General features: G+C 72.2%; 14 protein-coding genes. 4 read left to right on the forward strand and 10 right to left on the reverse strand.

What is annotated here, in order from left to right; all coding sequences use genetic code 11:
- Positions 1-151: 151 nt before the first annotated feature.
- On the forward strand, positions 152-1,510 hold the full coding sequence (gabT, locus tag UK12_RS14575) for a 4-aminobutyrate--2-oxoglutarate transaminase (RefSeq protein WP_045303365.1): 1,359 nt from the start codon (positions 152-154) through the stop codon (positions 1,508-1,510).
- Between the two features lie 397 nt (positions 1,511-1,907).
- Positions 1,908-2,525: a phosphatase PAP2 family protein gene (locus tag UK12_RS14580; RefSeq protein ID WP_045303366.1), complete on the forward strand. Its 618-nt coding sequence runs from the start codon at positions 1,908-1,910 to the stop codon at positions 2,523-2,525.
- Here the strand turns inward: UK12_RS14580 and UK12_RS14585 are convergent.
- On the reverse strand, positions 2,512-2,853 hold the full coding sequence (locus UK12_RS14585) for a DUF2218 domain-containing protein (RefSeq protein ID WP_045303367.1): 342 nt from the start codon (positions 2,851-2,853) through the stop codon (positions 2,512-2,514). The genes UK12_RS14580 and UK12_RS14585 overlap by 14 nt on opposite strands.
- A 184-nt stretch (positions 2,854-3,037) precedes the next feature.
- On the opposite strand from UK12_RS14585, the gene UK12_RS14590 reads away from it, so the two are divergent.
- Entirely contained in the window at positions 3,038-3,523 is a 486-nt protein-coding gene (locus UK12_RS14590; RefSeq protein WP_045303368.1) for a MarR family winged helix-turn-helix transcriptional regulator, read from the forward strand.
- On the opposite strand, the gene UK12_RS14595 is transcribed toward UK12_RS14590, so the two are convergent.
- Positions 3,426-4,385: an EamA family transporter gene (locus UK12_RS14595; protein ID WP_231591211.1), complete on the reverse strand. Its 960-nt coding sequence runs from the start codon at positions 4,383-4,385 to the stop codon at positions 3,426-3,428. The two genes, UK12_RS14590 and UK12_RS14595, sit on opposite strands and share 98 nt — an antisense overlap.
- Before the next feature lie 73 nt (positions 4,386-4,458).
- On the opposite strand from UK12_RS14595, the gene UK12_RS14600 reads away from it, so the two are divergent.
- Positions 4,459-5,358: a LysR family transcriptional regulator gene (locus tag UK12_RS14600; RefSeq protein ID WP_045303370.1), complete on the forward strand. Its 900-nt coding sequence runs from the start codon at positions 4,459-4,461 to the stop codon at positions 5,356-5,358.
- 62 nt (positions 5,359-5,420) lie between these two features.
- On the opposite strand, the gene UK12_RS14605 is transcribed toward UK12_RS14600, so the two are convergent.
- The 8 genes from UK12_RS14605 to UK12_RS14640 all read right to left on the reverse strand — a co-directional run bounded on the left by UK12_RS14605 (position 5,421) and on the right by UK12_RS14640 (position 17,037).
- Entirely contained in the window at positions 5,421-6,176 is a 756-nt protein-coding gene (locus tag UK12_RS14605; RefSeq protein WP_045303371.1) for a ZIP family metal transporter, read from the reverse strand.
- 331 nt (positions 6,177-6,507) lie between these two features.
- Positions 6,508-8,088, reverse strand: a complete 1,581-nt coding sequence (locus UK12_RS14610; RefSeq protein WP_045303372.1) for a restriction endonuclease — start codon at positions 8,086-8,088, stop codon at positions 6,508-6,510.
- A 350-nt stretch (positions 8,089-8,438) separates the two neighbouring features.
- Positions 8,439-10,484: a hypothetical protein gene (locus UK12_RS14615; protein ID WP_045303373.1), complete on the reverse strand. Its 2,046-nt coding sequence runs from the start codon at positions 10,482-10,484 to the stop codon at positions 8,439-8,441.
- Positions 10,485-10,797: 313 nt separating this feature from the next.
- On the reverse strand, positions 10,798-11,451 hold the full coding sequence (locus tag UK12_RS14620) for a YigZ family protein (protein ID WP_045303374.1): 654 nt from the start codon (positions 11,449-11,451) through the stop codon (positions 10,798-10,800).
- Positions 11,452-11,600: 149 nt separating this feature from the next.
- The gene (locus UK12_RS14625) at positions 11,601-12,890 is read right to left on the reverse strand and encodes a DUF6986 family protein (RefSeq protein WP_045303375.1); all 1,290 of its coding nucleotides are present in this window, start codon (positions 12,888-12,890) and stop codon (positions 11,601-11,603) included.
- 241 nt (positions 12,891-13,131) lie between these two features.
- Positions 13,132-14,892, reverse strand: a complete 1,761-nt coding sequence (locus UK12_RS41260; RefSeq protein WP_082119617.1) for a DUF2637 domain-containing protein — start codon at positions 14,890-14,892, stop codon at positions 13,132-13,134.
- Positions 14,893-15,055: 163 nt separating this feature from the next.
- Positions 15,056-15,718, reverse strand: a complete 663-nt coding sequence (locus UK12_RS14635; protein ID WP_045303376.1) for a LuxR C-terminal-related transcriptional regulator — start codon at positions 15,716-15,718, stop codon at positions 15,056-15,058.
- Positions 15,670-17,037: a sensor histidine kinase gene (locus UK12_RS14640; protein ID WP_045303384.1), complete on the reverse strand. Its 1,368-nt coding sequence runs from the start codon at positions 17,035-17,037 to the stop codon at positions 15,670-15,672. Before UK12_RS14640 ends, UK12_RS14635 begins: the two co-directional genes overlap by 49 nt.
- Positions 17,038-17,326 lie beyond the last annotated feature (289 nt).

Here is a 17,326-nt window from a genome sequence, read left to right on the forward strand (position 1 = left end):
GTAGTGGAGCGGAGCCTCGCGGTAGTCGATCCACACGCGCTGGCCGCTCAGGACAAGTCGGAAGGCGCACTGCTACCGAGTGGCGCATGCCTGAGCCTCCAGCCCAGCCTTAGCCTGCGAGGACCGCGCCTTGAGAAACTTGGAGAACAGCATGAGTGCTGCAACGCCGCTCCCCCAGGAGCGCCGCCTGGTCACCGCGATCCCCGGCCCGAAGTCGCAGGAACTGCAGGCTCGCAAGCTGGGCGCGGTGGCCGCCGGTGTCGGCACCACCCTGCCGGTGTACGTCGCCCGTGCGAACGGCGGTGTGCTGGAGGACGTGGACGGCAACTCGCTGATCGACTTCGGCTCCGGCATCGCCGTGACCAACGTCGGCAACAGCGCCGAGGCGGTCGTCGCCAAGGCGAGCGAGCAACTGGCCGCCTTCACCCACACCTGTTTCATGGTGACCCCGTACGAGGGCTACGTCGCCGTGGCCGAGCAGCTCAACGAGCTGACTCCGGGCGACCACGAGAAGCGCACCGCGCTGTTCAACTCCGGCGCCGAGGCCGTCGAGAACGCGGTGAAGATCGCCCGCGCGTACACCAAGCGCACCGCCGTCGTGGTCTTCGACCACGGCTACCACGGCCGCACCAACCTGACCATGGGCCTGACGGCGAAGAACATGCCGTACAAGCAGGGCTTCGGTCCGTTCGCGCCGGAGATCTACCGCGTCCCGGTCGCGTACCCCTACCGCTGGCTGACCGGCACCGAGAACTGCGCCGCCGAGGCCGCCGCCCAGGCGATCGAGATCATCACCAAGCAGATCGGCGCCGACAACGTCGCCGCGATCATCATCGAGCCGATCCAGGGCGAGGGCGGCTTCATCGAGCCGGCCAAGGGCTTCCTGCCGAAGATCGTCGAGTTCGCCAAGGCGAACGGCATCGTCTTCGTCGCGGACGAGATCCAGACCGGCTTCTGCCGCACCGGCCAGTGGTTCGCCTGCGACGACGAGGGCATCGTCCCGGATCTGATCACCACCGCCAAGGGCATCGCCGGCGGTCTGCCGCTGGCCGCCGTGACCGGCCGCGCCGAGATCATGGACGCCGCGCACGCCGGTGGCCTGGGCGGTACCTACGGCGGCAACCCGGTGGCCTGCGCCGCCGCGCTGGGCTCCATCGAGACCATGAAGGAGCAGGACCTCAACGGCAAGGCGCAGCGGATCGGCGAGATCATGCTGGGCCGCCTGCGGGCGATGCAGGAGAAGTTCGACATCATCGGCGAGGTCCGCGGCCGCGGCGCGATGATCGCCGTCGAGCTGGTGAAGCCGGGCACCAAGGACGCCAACCCGGAGGCCACCGCCGCGATCGCCAAGGCGTGCCACGCCGAGGGCCTGGTCGTGCTGACCGCCGGCACCTACGGCAACGTGCTGCGCTTCCTGCCGCCGCTGGTGATCCCGGAGCACCTGCTCACCGAGGGCCTGGACATCATCGAGGGCGCCTTCTCGATCGAGGGCACCTTCGCGGGCGCCTGATCCGCGGCCGCCCGACCGAGAACGTCGGCGTTCCGCCGGCTCCTCAAGGGAACGGACCCGGTCCTTGCGACCGGGCCCGTTCTGTCGTTCGACCCCGGATGATCCTTGAACCGCAGACGGTCGCGATGCCGTGGAGGTTGCTCCACGGCTGGTGAAGATGCTGTGCGAAACTGACGGACCTCCTCGGCCCCGCACCGGCTTTGACGTACTGTCATGACAGATGGACAGCGAGCTGCAACCCTTCGCGACACCACCTGCCGCCGCCCCTGGGGCGACCGGCCCAGAAGACCGATCGACCGACCGTCCGGCCCACACCCCCCGGGGCGCACGGAACGGCGATCACCACAGCCGCCTCGGAGCTCTCCCCCCTGCTCCGGGGCGGCTTCTCTGTGCTGTCGTGCCCCTGACACTTCTGCTGGTGCTGGCCGCGGTCTCCTGGCAGGTGGCCGTCGACGGGCCGCTGCTCGGCCTGGACACCGGCGTCCGGCAGGCCGTGCACGACCTGCACCACCGGCTGAACAGCCCCGCCCTCGACCGCCTCGGCCTCTTCCTCGCCGACCTCGGCAGTTCCGTCCCGGCCATCCCGGTACTGCTCGGCGCGGCCGGACTGGCCGCCTGGCGGGAGTGGCGAAGCGGCGTACGGCGCTGGTGGCTGCCGCTGCCGACGGCCGTCCTCGCCGCAGTCCTGATCCCGCTGCTGGTCGTACCGGCGAAGACCTGGTTCGCCCGGCCCGGGCCGCTCGGACTGCCGCTCACCTCCGACCAGTGGGGCTGGTACCCGTCCGGGCACACCGCCACCTCGGCGATCGCCTACGGGGCCGGCGCGCTGCTGCTCGGCCGGACCCTGGCGGCGACCGCCCGGCGGTGGCTGTACGCAGGCACCGCGCTGCTCTGCCTGGGGGTCGGCGCGGGCCTGGTGTGGAGCGACTTCCACTGGCTGCTGGACGTGACCGCCAGCTGGTGCCTGGCCGGACTTGTGCTGTGGAGCCTGGACCGCCCGGTCAGCCGCCGCTGACCTGCTCCCCCTCGTTGCGGTGGACCAGGCCGGCTTCACCGCTGTCGCGGTGCCACTCGACCACCAGCTCGTCGCGGGCGCCGAAGCGCACCAGGTGGCGCCCGACCACGTCCTCCAGGCCCGGCAGGTTCTCCGCCAGGCCCTCGACGGTCAGCAGCAGCGCATCGGACTCGGCGGCCAGGGTAGCGGTACCGGCGCCGAAGACCAGTCGGCCGCGGCCGGCCTCCTCGGACCACTCGGCCTCGATCTTGCGCCCCATGTGGGCCGCCAGCTGCTTGCCGTAGCGCGCCGGGCGGTCGGTGGCGACACGGGCTTCGGAACGGGACATGCACACTCCAACGTTCGATGGATCCGAAGGGCAGCTGAGGGTGCCCTTATCTGGCGCCCACGCTAGCCCAGATACTGAGTCTGGCTCAAGATGTTATCGGGACCGTATCCCCCGGACGGCCCGATACCCTGACCTCACCTCCCCCAGCCTCCGGGCGGGGGCACACCCGAGCCGGGAGCCCGCCATGACCACCTCGCCCGTCGACACCGCAGCGGAGCTGGCCGACACGCTGACCCGGGCGATGAAGCGGATCCGGCGGCGGACCATGACCCGGCTCGAACCCTTCGGCATCACCCCCGCCCAGGCCCGCGCCCTGCGCGTACTGGCCCACGCCCCCGGCTGCGAGGGCCGCGAGGCGATGCGGCTGAGCGAGCTCGCCGACCACCTGCACATCGCCCCGCGCTCGGCCACCACGGTGGTGGACGCCCTGGAGGAGGCCGGCCTGGTCGAGCGGACCCCGGACCCGGCCGACCGCCGAGCCGTCCGCGTGGTGCTCACCGCCGACGGCCACGCGGCCCTGGAGCGGATCCACCAGGTCCGCCACGAGGTCGCCCAGGAGTACTTCGCCCCGATCAGCCCGAGCGACCAGGACGCACTGCTGAAGGCGCTGCGGAGCGCCGAAGCAGCGTACGAGTCGGTGCCCCCGCCGCCCCGGGGCGCAGCGCGCTGAGTGCGATGCCCACGATCACCAGCGCGGCCGCGCAGGCCGCCGGCAGGGTGACCCGCTCGCCCAGCAGCAGCCAGGACGAGGACATCCCGAACACCGGCACCAGCAGCGAGTACGGCGCGACCGCGGTGGCGTCGTAGGTCCGCAGCAGGAAGCTCCAGGCCACGAAGCCGAAGAGGGTGGCGCCGAGACCGACGTAGGCGATCACGCCGAGACCGCCCGGGGTGATACCGCTCAGCGCGCGCAGGTCCGCCTCGGGCCCCTCGACCAGCAGGGAGAGCGCCAGTAGCGGCAGCGGCGGGACGGCGCTCACCCAGACCATCCAGCGCAGCGCGTCCGGCGGGGCCGCCTTGCGGGTCAGCACGTTGGACAGCCCCCAGAACACCGCCGCCAGGATCACCAGGGCGAAGGCTGCGACCGGACCGCCGAGGCCGTTGTCCACGGCCGCCAGCACGATCCCGGCGAACGCCACCGCCAGACCGGCGATCCGCCGCCAGCCGGAGCGCTCACGCAGCAGCCAGGCGGCGAGCAGCGCCGTGAAGATCGCCTGGCTCTGCAGCACCAGCGAGGACAGACCGGCCGGCATCCCGGCGTGCATCCCGAGGAACAGCAGGCCGAACTTGGCCACCCCCAGCGTGCAGCCGACCAGCAGGATCCAGCGCCACCGGACACCCGGACGCCCGACGAAGAACACGGCGGGCACCGCCACCACGGCGAACCGCAGCGCGCAGAACAGCAGCGGCGGGAAGTCCTGCAGACCCACGTGGATCAGTACGAAGTTGAGGCCCCAGACGGCGGCGACCAGGACGGCCAGGGCGATGTGACCAGGGGTCATGGCATGGGTACTGCGGACGGAAGCTGGCATGCGTCGAGCATCACCGAGACCCAATGTGAAGCACCAGCGACGAGTTCTGAACCTCGCGGTTTAGCATCGCTACATGATGGATCTCGGACGGCTCCGCGCCCTGCACGCGGTCGCGGTGCACGGCTCGGTGGGCGGCGCAGCCGCCGCCCTCGGCTTCACTCCCTCGGCGATCTCCCAGCAGATCTCCAAACTGGAGCGTGAGACCCGGACCACCCTGCTGGAACGCCAGGGCCGCGGGGTGGCCCTCACCGACGCCGCCCGGCGGCTGGCCGACACCGCCGAACACGTGCTCACCCTGGTCGAGCAGGCCGAGGTGACGCTGGAGGAACAGCGCGGCCTGCCCTTCGGGCGGCTGCTGCTCGCCGCCTTCGCGACCGGGGCGCGCGGCCTGCTCCCGGGCGCCCTGGCCGAGCTCCGCGAGCGCTGCCCCGAGCTGGACGTCCGACTGCTGGAGGCCGACCCGTACCCGGCCGCCGATCTGGTGGCGCGCGGCGAGGTGGACCTGGCCTTGGTCCAGGACTGGCCGACGGTGCCGCTCCCGGTGCACGAGGGGGTCTCCCGGATGGAGCTGGGCATCGACCCGGTCGATCTGCTGCTGCACGCCGACCACCCGCTCGCGGAGCTGGCCGTGGTCCCGGTCGCCCGGCTCCGCGGGCAGCGCTGGATCAGCGTGCCGTCCGGGAACATCTGCCACGACTGGCTGGTGCGGACCATGCGCGAGGCGGGCGACGAACCCGATGTGGTCTACCAGGTCGGCGAGTTCGAGACGCAGATCGCACTGATCGCCGCCGGGCTGGGGATCGGCCTGGTGCCGCGGCTCGGGCGCGGGCCGCTGCCGCCCGAGGTGATCGCCCGGCCGGTCGTTCCCGAGCCCAGCCGGCGGGTCTTCGTGCTCTGGCGCACCCAGACCTCCCGGCGGCCGGCGATCACCGCCGCGCTGGAGGCGATCCGCAACCACTGGGTCGCGCGGTAGCGCAGCGACTCGGGCTTCGGGCTTCGGGAGGGACTGCGGCCGGGCGGGCGGGAGAGGGGCGGTCAGTCGGCGAGGCCCACCACCAGCCACATGAACCCCACGCCCACCAGTGTGCAGATCAGGGTGGTGCGCGAGGGGTGCGGGCTGTGCGCCTCCGGAAGGATGTCCGAAGTCGCCAGGTAGAGCAGGAATCCGGCGAAGAAACCCAGGTAGAGGCCGAGTGTGTGCTCCGGGATGGTGAAGAGCAGGGTGATCGCGGCCCCCGTCACCGGTGCCAGCGCGTCCGCTCCGAGCAGGGTCAGCGCCCGCGTCCGGTTGTTCCCGTACATCCTGGTGATCGTGTAGGTGTTGAAGCCGTCGGCGAAGTCGTGCGCCACCACCGCGATGGCCACCGCCGTGCCCACCGTCGTCCCGGCCTGGAACGCGGCGCCGATCGCGAACCCGTCCATCAGGCTGTGCCCGACCAGCGCGCAGGCCGCCGCGAGACCGACGCCGGGGCGCGTACCGTGGGCGTGGCCGTGCCCGTGGGTGTGCGCCGCGTACTCTCCCTCGTGCCCGCGGTGGATGGCCACGGCGCGCTCCGCGACGTGGATCGCCAGGAACCCGGCCGCGAACATCAGCAGCGCCTGCGGCACCCCGTGGAGATCCTCGGGTGCGGCGTCCAGGGCCTCGGGGAGCAGGTCGAAGGCCACCACCCCGAGCATCAGCCCGGCGGCGAACCCGAGCACCAGATGCCGCCGGTCACCGGTTCGCTGGGCGACGAACCCGCCGATCAGGGTCATCAGGAAAGCGGCGGCAGCGACGAGTACGGCGGTCATCCCGTTCACTTTCCCCGGGTGGAGAGCAGGCCGTCGCGGAGTCCCGTCGGGCTGCCGTTCGTGATGGCCGGGCGGCTGCGCTGACCGCTGCCCACGGGCGAAGCCTGCCCGGCCGGGCCCGGTCGCGCCGGACCCTGCGCCAAGCCTGCCGTCGTCCGCGCGCCCCGCGCGCGTCGGAGAGCCCGTCAGGGTGACTGCGTACCGTGGTCGGCCACCCGCCCGTCAGGGGCGCAGGGCCCGGCGTGAACACCCGCATGCGACCGGCCCGCCCCGGGCGGCGGGCACCCCGAAGCCGCCCGCCGCTCGGCGGAAGCCCGTGCTCGGCCCCCGGCTAGGCAAGCGGCAGACCGAGGTGGGTCTGCGCCAACTCCCGTACGCCGTCGCCGTCCACCAGGTGGATCTGCTGGTACGGCGCAGTGCCCGAAAGGTCGAGGGCAGCGTCGGAGAACCGGCCGCAGGTCAGCCGCAGGCCGCGGTCGGCCCCCTCCTCGCGGACCGCCTCCACCAGCGTCCTGAGCTCCTCCTCGGTGACCGGTTCCGCTCCCCGGGAGGCCCACACCACCCAGCGGCCGGGCAGTGCGCTGCCCGGCGCACCCTCGCCGGTGGCGACCAGTCCGGCCGCTCCGCGCAGCCGTACGCTCCATCCGGCCAGCCCGCCTCGGGTGAGCAACTCACGTACCAGGTGGGCGAATTCGTTCGGTGAGAGCTCGGCCGCCGAGGGGACGGCGGAACCCGCGGACGCGCTGGGCTCGACGGCGGCGAGCGCATACGGGTCGGGGGTCACCGCGGCAGCCAGGTCACGCAACCGGACCAGCGCCTCGTCCTGTTCGGCGTCCGCGTAGACGCCGTCGCCGTAGCCGTGCTCCACCCGCTCCTCGTCGGCCGGGTCCGCCGGCAACAGCCGGGTGCGGGCCAGGGCGTTGCGGTCGGCGTCCACACTCAGCAGGCAGCGCGGCTCACCCGAGGGCGTCTCGCGCAGCCAGCCGTTGAGCACCACCCCGGCCAGTATCTCGTCGGTGTCCACGGCGTCCGCCGCCTGGAGCGCGCGCAGCGCGAGGCGGGCGGCGAGCCGGAGGTAGTCCGCCGCCCGGTCGGCCGGCGGGCGGGGCACCGGTTCGATCTCGCCGGAGGGCGTCAGCCGGTAGCCGGACAGGGCGGGCACCCGGTCGAGCGGCGGCAGGTCGAGGTCCAGCACGGCGGTGCGGGTGAGCGGCCGGAACACGGCCCGGCAGGGGGCGGGCAGGTCCTGGGTGGCACCCTCGGCCGCGGCGAGCGCACGCTCCAACAGCGATTCCACCGCTGCGGGTTCGGCCAGCCGGTACGCCCGACGGCACTCCTCCAGCGTCTCGTTGTACTCGCGGACGGCCCGTGCCCGGGCCTGCTCGGCCTGCTCGTGCGCCCCCCTGGCGGCCACCGTCCCGGAGTCGGCGGCCTCGGCCCGGCGGGTGCGCCACTCGCGCAGATCGCGCTGGTGGCGCAGCCGGGCCTGGGCCAGTTCACGCTGGTAGCCGGAGTCCAGCAGCCGCCGGGAGGGCGCCTCGTCGGGGTCGGCAGCGGGCGGCTCGGCCGGGAGGTAGTCCTCCCAGCGGGGCTCGGCCTCGTCGGGCGGCGCCAACTCCCCGGCCTGGTAAGGACGGGGCTCGTAACTGCGCAGCTGGCTCTCGAAGTCCATCGCGGAGACCGGGAGCGCGGCTCGGCGCAGCAGGTCGGCGAGGCGTTCGTGCTCGGCCTGGACGGTGAGCGTCCGGTGGTGGGTCAGGGCGGCCGCCCGGCCGTGCGCGGCCACCGACTCCTCCGGCGGAACCCCCTGCTCGGGCACGTCTGCTCCCAGATCACGGAAGACCGAGGCCAGGAAGCCCGGTTGAAGGACCGTGGCAGTACCGTCCGGCTGGCTCTCGGGTGAGTACTGCATCGGCGGTCGTTCCCCCATGCTCGTGCGCTCGGGCCTGCTCACGCCCCCTCGGACCCGCCGCGCTCGCCCGTCGACCGGAGGTGCCGGTCGGCGCTGCCTGCCCATCGGCGGTGCCTGTCGGTCGGCGGGTGCCGGCCGGGGCCGCGTGGCGGCGGCCCCTGGGCAGCATTGTCCACCGTTCGGGCGCGCAGGTCAGCCAAGCTCTTCAGTTGGTCGGGGTGTTGGCCTCTGGTGGGGGTATTGGCCTCCCGGGATGGACGGGCGCCCGGCCGGATCCGGCCAGCCGCAGCCGACCCGGCCGGTGCCATGTCCGGTCGCGCCCGATGTGCCGGACACCCGCCGCCGCGGTCTCAGTTGGTCCGGGTGTTGGTGAGGTGGAGTCCGATGTAGCCGACATAGATCCGGCCGCTGCCCGAACAGTCGTCCAGATAGTGCAGGCGCGGAGCCGTCCGGCCGCCGCCGATCCGCAGGTGCGCGCCCATGAAAGCGCGCCGGGAGACGTCCACGCACTCCGGCACGGGCAGCATCCGCTCGCGCTTCCACTTGGTGTGGCTCTCGACCGTACGCGACTCCCCGCGTACCGCCTTGCGTGGCGGGAAGTGGTGGCAGCCGGGCGGGGTGTGCTCGCACCACTGCTTGAAGTCGCCGTGGGCTTCGCCGCGCACGGCCGCCGCCGCGTACTCCTGGAGGGCCGTCAGCCCGTCCCAGGCGAGGCGCGCCCAGCCCGTCCCGTCGGACCGGCCGTCCAGCGCGAGCGCCTCCTTCTGGTCGCCGGTGAACTCCACCAGCGGGAACTCGCCGAAGCGGCAGACGAGCTCGCCGAACGTGGCCGGTGTCGGGTCCGGGTACGGATCCACCGCCGGGCGCGCGCCGGGCAGGTGGTCGAGCGGCTCCGGGGCGGTGACCGTGCACAGCCTGCCGCCGGTCACCACCGACCGCACCTGCACCATCGTCCGGCGGAACCCGCCATACTGCTCCTCGCTCTCGCCCCAGCGCTCCCGCGACCGGAAGGCGTGCAGGCTGCGGCCGAACACCTGCAACTGCAGCTCCTCGGCGCAGTGGTGAGCGGCGGCCTCGGCGCCTGCGGCCAAGTCCGCGTGCGGCTCGGGCCGGTGCCCCTGCTGCTTCTGCGGTGCCTGCCGCAGCGGGTGCGGCGGGGCAGCCGGCTGGGACCGCGGGGACGGGGCAGCCAGGTGGGACTGCTGGGCCGGCAGTGAGGGCTCCGGACGAGCGGCCCGCTTCACCTCGGCGGGGATCTGCAGCTGCGGGACCGCGAGCAGCAACGGCGCCGGAGGGAGCTCGGCTGCCACCCGGCGGGGCTCGCGGGCGAGCAGGGCCGCGGCGCGGCGGATGTCCTCCTCGATCCGCTGGCGGGCCAGCACCGGGTGGCGGCTGCCGTCCAGCCGGGACGCCGGATCCACCTCGGGCAGATAGGTGCGGACCGCGCCGCCGTACACCTTGTGGTACTCCAGCGCGACGTTGAACAGCGGCAGTGCCGCCTGGTCCAGCACGTAGAGCACGGCCAGACCGGTCAGCTGGCGCAGCAACGGCTCGACCGTGCCGGAGAGCCAGTCGTCGAGCGGAACACCGGAGGGAGTGCTGGCCACGATGGTCGGCAGGCGGCGCTCCGGATCACAGAGCTCGTCGATCAGCGTGTCGACGCCGCTCGGGGTGATCAGACGGGCCGTCGGGCCGACGGCGGCCGGCCCGTCCGTCGCGTCGAGCAGTGGAAGCAGCGTACGGGCCAGCTCGGGCACCGGGACTCGGCCTACCGTCCGGACTCCGGGGCCGGAGGCGAGGTGCTCGGCCTCCAGCCGGACCCAGGTCTGGGGGCCGGCGCCGGGGGCACCGGAGGCGGTGGTGGACGAGGTGGCTTGAGTGGCTGGAGTGGAAGAGGCGGCAGAGGTGAACGGAGTGGTGGTGGCTATGGTGAGGGTCAGTTGATGCGTGCCGTGCGGGGCGGGCGTCCGGAGTCGGCGGCGGGTGTAGTGGCCGATGACCCGGCTCTCCTCCGGCGGTTCATCGGACGGCTCCGACGGCCCGCCGCCCGGCGAGCCCGCCTGCGCCGGCAGCACGGCCGACGGTGCCCGGTCGGCCCTGGCGGCTGCGGTGGCCCGGCCGGTCCTGACGGACGCGGCCCGCAGCGGGCCGAAATCGCGGTCCAGCAGGATCCGTTCGCCCAGGCGAAGGCGTTCGGTGGCCGGGGGCGGCGGGCCTGCTGTCCAGGGCGCTTCCGCCCTCGGTGGGGGCTCCTCGCAGCCCTCCTCCTTCAGCCAGGCCGCCAACTGCTGGTCCGCCAGGGCAACCGTCTCCTGGTACGGCCGAGGAGTGGTGACTGTCATCCGGTAGGGCACGGCCTGGCCGAACTGGCCGGACGGCTCGGATGCTTGGCCCATGGACGGGGTGTGCTCCGGAGTCATGCGCGGTACCTCCCGTGGTGCGGCGGTGGGGTCTGAAGTCCTCCATCGATGAATCGGTCTACGGATTCCGCGGGCCCGGCGCCGGGGGCGGATCCTTGTTCTGGGAAACGCCGTCTCCGGTAGCGGAAGTTCCAACTCCCGGCATGGTTAATTCGTTCGAGTGTCATGTGGACTTCGTGCGACCGTCACAACACGGGGAAATGCGAATGCGCCGCCCTCCCCCGCGCGCAAATCACCAGGTCGGGCGGGGGTTTCGGGACGGCCCGGTCAGACCGGGCTTCGGCGAAGGTCAGACCGGCACTTCGACGAAAGTCCGTCCGGCCGCCACCGCCTCGGCCGCACCTCCGGTCGCCTCCGCGAGCCAGGCGTGAAAAGCCGTCACTTCCGACTCGGGAACACCGACCTCGATCCGCACCCCGGTCGCCTCGTACGCCAGCTCGCGCACCGCATAACCGGCCGCCCGCAGATCGTTCTCCAGCCGACCCGCCCTGGTGTGGTCCACCGCCACCGAGAGCAGCAGCACCGGACGGCGCTCCAGCAGTCCGACCGAGTCCACCGCCTCCGAAACCGCGCTCCCGTACGCCCGTACCAGCCCGCCCGCGCCCAGCTTGATACCGCCGAAGTACCGCGTCACCACGGCGACCGTGTCGGTCAACCCGCGCCTGCGCAGCACCTCCAGCATCGGCACACCGGCCGTACCGCCCGGCTCCCCGTCGTCGCTGGAGCGCTCGCGCGGCTGCTCGCCGCCGACCACGAAGGCCGTGCAGTTGTGCCGGGCGTCCCAGTACTGCTTGCGGATTCCGGCGATGAAGGCCTGGGCCTCGTCCTCGTCCGAGACCCGCGCGAGGTGGCAGATGAACCGGGACTTCTTGATCTCGATCTCATGGGTGCCGGAGCTCCGGATCGTCAGATACGGCTTCGGACTCGGGCTCGGCTCCGACATGGCGGGATGGATCTCCGTAGTTGCGGGAGGGCGGAAAGCGGAAAGCTGGCGGGGTCTTGTTCGACCCCGCCAGCTTAACCATCGGCCGACCGCGGCCAAGGACGCTGCCGGACGGACCGGTCCGGCGGTCCGGCGCCGTGCCGGCCGGGTCAGCGGCCCGCGAGCGCGTCCAGCTGCCTGCGGTCCAGACCGGTGAGCCCGGTGACCTCCGACAGGTCCACCGCACCGCAGTCCAGGCCGCGCAGGATGTACCCGCTGAGGGCCTTGGCCGTGGCGGGCTCGTCCATCACGTCACCGCCGGCCTTCGCCACGTACGCCGCGAGTCGGGCCGAGGCGGCGGCCAGGCCCTCGCGGTAGAACGCGTACACGGCGGCGTAGCGGGTCGGCAGGTGTGCCGGGTGCATGTCCCAGCCCTGGTAGTAGGCGCGGGCGAGCGAGCGGCGGACCAGGCCGTGGTGCAGCCGCCACGCCGCGTGCACCTGCTCGGTGGAGCCGGTCGGGATCACGTTGGTGGAACCGTCCGAGAGGCGCACGCCGGTGCCCGCCGCTGCCACCTGCATCACGGCCTTCGCGTGGTCGGCCACCGGGTGGTCCATGCTCTGGTAGGCGGCGCTGACCCCGCACGAGGCGCTGTAGTCGAACGTGCCGTAGTGCAGGCCGGTGGCCCGACCCTCGGCCGCGTCGATCATCCGGGCGACGGTGGCCCGGCCGTCGGGGCCGAGGATGGCCTGGGTGGTCTCGATCTGGATCTCGAAGCCGATCCGCTTCGCCGGGAGGCCGGCCCGCTGCTCGAAGTCGTCCAACAGACCGACGAGCGCGGTGACCTGCTCCACGTACGTCACCTTGGGCAGGGTGAGCACCAGGCCCTCCGGCAGACCGCCCTCCGCGAGCAGTGTGGCGAGGAAGAGCTCCAGAGTGCGGATGCCGCGAGCGCGGACCGCCGCCTCCATGCACTTGATCCGGATCCCGATGTACGGCGGCGCGGTCCCGTTGGCCACGGCGGCGGAGACCAGCTGGGCGGCGCGGACGGCAGCGGCGTCCTCCTCGGCGTCAGGGCGGGGGCCGTACCCGTCCTCGAAGTCGATCCGCAGGTCCTCGACCGGCTCGCGCTCCAGCTTGGCGCGGACCCGGGCGTGCACGTCGGCGAGCAGTCCGTCGGCCGGGACACCGAGGGCGGCGGCCAGCTCCGCCGGGGTACCGGCATGGGTGTCGAAGGCCAGCAGCGCCTCGCGGCCCCAGTTCTGCACGGTGCCGGCGTCGAAGGCGTCGGCCGGTACGTACACCGTGTGGACCGGCTGACGCGTGCCCGACTCGCCCGGGTAGCGGCGGGCCAGTTCGGTGTCGACCGGCGCGAGCAGAGCCTCCACCGCGGCTCGGGCGTCAGCCGAGAAGGACGCACCGCCCTCGGACTTGTTACCGTCCACGTCGACCTGCGACATCGGGCTCCTCCACCTGCAGATGTTCAACATTTTGTTGATGTGAAGGTAGTGGCGGGGCATGCGGGGCGTCAATGGCCGCCCGAAAGCCGGACGGCGGCCGCGCCTGGTGCGCGGCCGCCGGCCTGTCGTGCGTTCGTCGTGCTTGTCGTGCGTTGGTCGTGGTCTCTTGTGTTGTCTGGCGTGCTGCGTCGCGCGCTGGGCGTCGTCCTGCCCGTTGTGGGTCTGCCGTACTGGCTCGCGGTCAGTCCCGACCGGAGGCGACGTACCGGTCCTGGAGCTGCGCCCAGATCCGGTCGACCTCGGCCGGGTTCACCGAACCGTCCGGACGGGAGCCGACGATCCCGAGCTCGGCCGACAGGTACTCCGCGAACCGCTTCGGCTGGGGCTGGTGGCCGTACTGGTCGATGTAGCCGAGCAGCGCATCGAAGCAGACATCGGGGTCGAGCGGGGCAGCGGCGGGACGCCGGTCCTGCTCGTTCTGCACGCCCTGCGCGTCCGACTCGCCCTGCACGAACGCGGCCCCGGCTTCGGCCATGCCCTCGGCCAACGGTCCGTCAGTCATCGGTGCCTGGAACGCAGTCGGCTGGACTGCAGGTGCAGCCACGGTCGCCGCCTCGGGCACCAGCTGCTCCAGCCGGACCGGTCGCTGCCCTCGCGGCCCCTTCGCAGCCTGCTGCTGCGAAGTCTGCGGGTGCGACGCCTGCGGACCGTGCGCGCCCTGGACGGCGGCCGACGGCTGGGGCGACGGCTGGGCCGACTGCGCCCCGCTGGCTCGGGCTTCGAGCCCTGCTACCGCTGCCAGCGGCACCTGAACGACCGGATCCGTCTCCTGCGGAGCCGGCCGAGGGGCACGCGGAGGCTTGAACCAGGGCGACATCTGCCCCGGCATCCGCACCGTGTTGGCCACCGCACCCTGCTGCACATTCGCCGCCGGGACGGCCCGCGCGGTCCAGACGTTCAGCTCCGACTGAACCGGTGCCGGCGCCGATTCCTCCCCCGCCGGGTCGTTGGCATCGCGCAGCCGGACGGCCGCGAGCTTCGCCAGCGTGGGCACCGCAACCGCCGCCGACACCGGTGCGCCGGGCGCCATCGGTGCCTGCTCCGCCGCACCCTGGCCGCCAGTTGCGGCTGCCGCTACGGCAGTTGCCTGCGCGGCCGGGACCTGCGCGGTGGCCGCGTGCCCGGTGGCGGCACGCCCGGCAGTGGCCTGTCCGGTAGCCGGGTGTCCGGACTCGATCTGTCCGACCCCGGCCTGGGCGGCCTGCACGGGCTGCACCTGCTGGGCTGCCGCTGCGGACTGCGCCGCCGCCGTGGCCGACTCCAGCGGGCCGTCGATCCGGTCCAGGATGCTCGGGTCGAGCGGAACCCCGTACTTCGCCAGCTTCAGCGGCAGCAGCGCCTGGAACGGCGCCGACCGCCGCCAGCCGCGCCCGTAGCGGAACCGCAGCTGTGCTCGGTACACCAACCGGTTCTGCTCCAGCCGGACCGTCTCGTCGTACGACCGCAGCTCCCAGAGCTTCATCCGCCGCCAGAGGCGGAAGGTCGGCACCGGCGAGAGCACCCAGCGCATCAGACGGACCGACTCCATGTGCCGGTCGGCGGTGATCGCCGCGATCCGGCCGACCGCGTGCCGGGACGCCTCGACCACCACCACGAACAGCACCGGGATGACCGCGTGCATCGCCATCCCGAGCGCATCGCCCCAGGAGGCCGCCGCGTTGAAGGCGATGGTGGCGCCGGTCAACAGCCAGGCGGTCTGGCGCAGGAGCGGGAAGGGTATCCGGAGCCAGGTCAGCACCAGGTCGAGCGCCAGCAGGACGACGATCCCAGCGTCCACGCCGATCGGGAAGGCATACGCGAAGGTGCCGAAGCCTTTCTGCAGCGCCAGCTCACGCACAGCGTTGTACGAACCGGCGAACCCGATGCCCGAGATCACACAGGCGCCGGCCGCCACCATGCCGAGCAGAACCCGGTGGGCGCGGGTGAGGGATGGACGTGCCATTCGTTTATCAACCCCTGGGACTCGGCTGCTGTCGTGCGCGACTGTCGCAGCCGGATCCACTCTCATATCGGGTACGGGATCACCGCACGACCGACCGTCTCGGCCAACCGGATCCTACTCGTAAGCGCGTTCCAACTACGGCCTGCCTCTGCCCGTCACCCGGTTAGACCGCTTGTGAAGGGGTCCCGTTGAGGTGCGCCAGGACCGCGAGAACCCGGCGGTTGGCGTCGTCGGCGGGTGCCAGTTCCAACTTCGTGAAGATATTGGCAATGTGCTTGGCCACCGAGCCGTCACTGATGCCCAGCCGGGCTGAGATCGCGGAGTTGGAACAGCCCTCCGCCATCAGTTCCAGCACCTCCCGCTCCCTCGCTGAGAGGCGCTGGAGCGGCTCCGAACAGGACCGGCTCTGCAGCAACTTGGCGATCACGTCCGGGTCCATCGCCGTACCCCCGGTGGCCACCCGATGGACGGCATCGATGAACTGCCCCGCGTTGAAAACCCGGTCCTTCAACAGGTACCCGATCCCACCGGACCCGTCCGCCAACAGCTCCCGCGCATAGAGTTGTTGGACATGCTGCGAGAGGACGAGCACCGGCAGACCGGGAATCTGCCGGCGAGCGGCCAGCGCCGCCTGGAGCCCCTCGTCGGTGAGCGTCGGGGGAAGCCTGACGTCCACCACCACGACATCGGGCCGGTGTTCGAGCAGGGCCGCCAGCAACTGGGGGCCCGTCTCGACCGCGGCCGCGATGGTGAAGCCATGCGCCTCCAACAGGCGGGTCAGGCCTTCTCGGAGAAGGTAGAGGTCCTCTGCGAGGACAACACGCACGGCAACTCCATGGTGATCGTGGTGGGACCGCCCCGCGGGCTGCTGAGCGACATGGCTCCGTCGAAGGTACCCAACCGCCTTTCGATTCCGCGCAGCCCGCTGCCCCGCTCCGGATCCGCTCCGCCGTGCCCGTCGTCCGTCACGGTGATCCGCAACTGACCGGCCCGGAAGAGGATGTCCACCCAGACCTGCCGAGCGCCGGAGTGCTTGGCCGCGTTGGCCAGCAGCTCACTGACGCAGAAGTACGCCGCCGCCTCCACCGGTGCCTCCGGCCTGGCCGGCAGACTCACGGTCACCTCCGTGTCCTGCGCACTGTCCAGGGCGAGCACCCGCACCGCATCGCCGAGCCCGCGCTCGGCCAGTACGGGCGGATGTATACCGCGCACCAAGTCCCGAAGCTCCTGAAGCGCCCTGGCCGAGGACTCCCGGGCATCCGCGAGCAACTGCCGCGCGGCCACCGGATCGGCCTCCATCAGGTGCTCGATCGTGCCCAGTGTCATCCCGATCGCCACGAGCCGGGCCTGCGCCCCGTCGTGCAGATCCCGCTCGATCCTGCGGAGCTCGGCCGCCTGGCTGCCGACCGCATCCGCCCGCGAGGTGGTGAGGTGCTCCACCCGCCGAGTCAGCCGGGCCTTGTCCCAACCGCCCGGTGAGTCCGAGTCGAGTATCCGCCGCATCCACTGCCCGTACTGTCGAACCGCGTACGGAGCTGCCAGCAGGCCGACGGCCGCGATCCCCAGCCCCACCGCCACGACCGCCAAGTCCCTCAGGAGGGGTGCGGGCGCGAAGATACCGCCGCCGAAGAAGTCCCTGTGCGCCGCCTGGAGTTGGACGATCGCCGTCCCCGTCCCGAAGGCCGACAGGCCCAGACAGGGCAGCGCAAGAGCAGCGGCCAACAGCGTGTTCGTCGAGATCCACTTCAGGTCCCGCCAGGTCTGCGGATCCGTCGCCACCGTCCGCACGGAGAGCGCCAACTCGGCCGTCCGCCTGTCCCGGTGGTACGAGTGCCCCGTCCACCAGTGGCCCCGCTCGTCCTGTGTCGGGCTCGGGGTCACCGCGTAGCTCTGCGGAATACGAGCACCGAACCACAGCTGCGCCCGGTGCCGCGACCATCGGGTGTTCAGCCGGCTCCCCCACACCAGCCCCATCGGCCAGGTAAGCAGAGCCACCACGGCGACCAGCAGATTCGGCAGGTCATTGGCCGACCGGTTGAGCACCCCGACGAGCCACAGAACCGCCCACATCAGCAGCACGAACGGTGCCAGTCCGGCCTGGAAGACCACCTGCAGACAACGGAGTTGCGCCTGTAGCCCCTCCACCGCCCTCTCCCGCCCCACGCCCGTCCACCTGACGACCGTCGGCAAACTCTGACTCGCCATCCGGACCCCTCCGCTCGTTCCTCACGCTTCGGGTACCAGTCTGGTCAGGCCGTCGCACGAGCGCACTGGCCCCTGGACCCGACTTCAAGGTGGACCTAGCACCACCCACCGAGCATCGGTACGAAAATAGAAAAAGCCGTGGCCCCCAGCGAAACGCTGGGGGCCACGGCTTGAATGATTGTTCGGCGGCGTCCTACTCTCCCACAGGGTCCCCCCTGCAGTACCATCG

The organism is Saccharothrix sp. ST-888, assembly GCF_000955975.1.
Lineage (GTDB): Bacteria > Actinomycetota > Actinomycetes > Streptomycetales > Streptomycetaceae > Kitasatospora.

Excerpts from the sequence above, each read along its gene's own strand:
- UK12_RS14620 (WP_045303374.1), bottom strand. The coding sequence starts at position 11,451 with ATGTCGGAGCCGAGCCCGAGTCCGAAGCCGTATCTGACGATCCGGAGC.
- UK12_RS14585 (WP_045303367.1), bottom strand. The coding sequence starts at position 2,853 with ATGTCCCGTTCCGAAGCCCGTGTCGCCACCGACCGCCCGGCGCGCTAC.
- UK12_RS14625 (WP_045303375.1), bottom strand. The coding sequence starts at position 12,890 with ATGTCGCAGGTCGACGTGGACGGTAACAAGTCCGAGGGCGGTGCGTCC.
- UK12_RS14600 (WP_045303370.1), top strand. The coding sequence starts at position 4,459 with ATGATGGATCTCGGACGGCTCCGCGCCCTGCACGCGGTCGCGGTGCAC.
- UK12_RS14590 (WP_045303368.1), top strand. The coding sequence starts at position 3,038 with ATGACCACCTCGCCCGTCGACACCGCAGCGGAGCTGGCCGACACGCTG.
- UK12_RS14605 (WP_045303371.1), bottom strand. The coding sequence starts at position 6,176 with ATGACCGCCGTACTCGTCGCTGCCGCCGCTTTCCTGATGACCCTGATC.
- gabT (WP_045303365.1), top strand. The coding sequence starts at position 152 with ATGAGTGCTGCAACGCCGCTCCCCCAGGAGCGCCGCCTGGTCACCGCG.
- UK12_RS14615 (WP_045303373.1), bottom strand. The coding sequence starts at position 10,484 with ATGGGCCAAGCATCCGAGCCGTCCGGCCAGTTCGGCCAGGCCGTGCCC.
- UK12_RS41260 (WP_082119617.1), bottom strand. The coding sequence starts at position 14,892 with ATGGCACGTCCATCCCTCACCCGCGCCCACCGGGTTCTGCTCGGCATG.
- UK12_RS14595 (WP_231591211.1), bottom strand. The coding sequence starts at position 4,385 with ATGCCAGCTTCCGTCCGCAGTACCCATGCCATGACCCCTGGTCACATC.
- UK12_RS14610 (WP_045303372.1), bottom strand. The coding sequence starts at position 8,088 with ATGCAGTACTCACCCGAGAGCCAGCCGGACGGTACTGCCACGGTCCTT.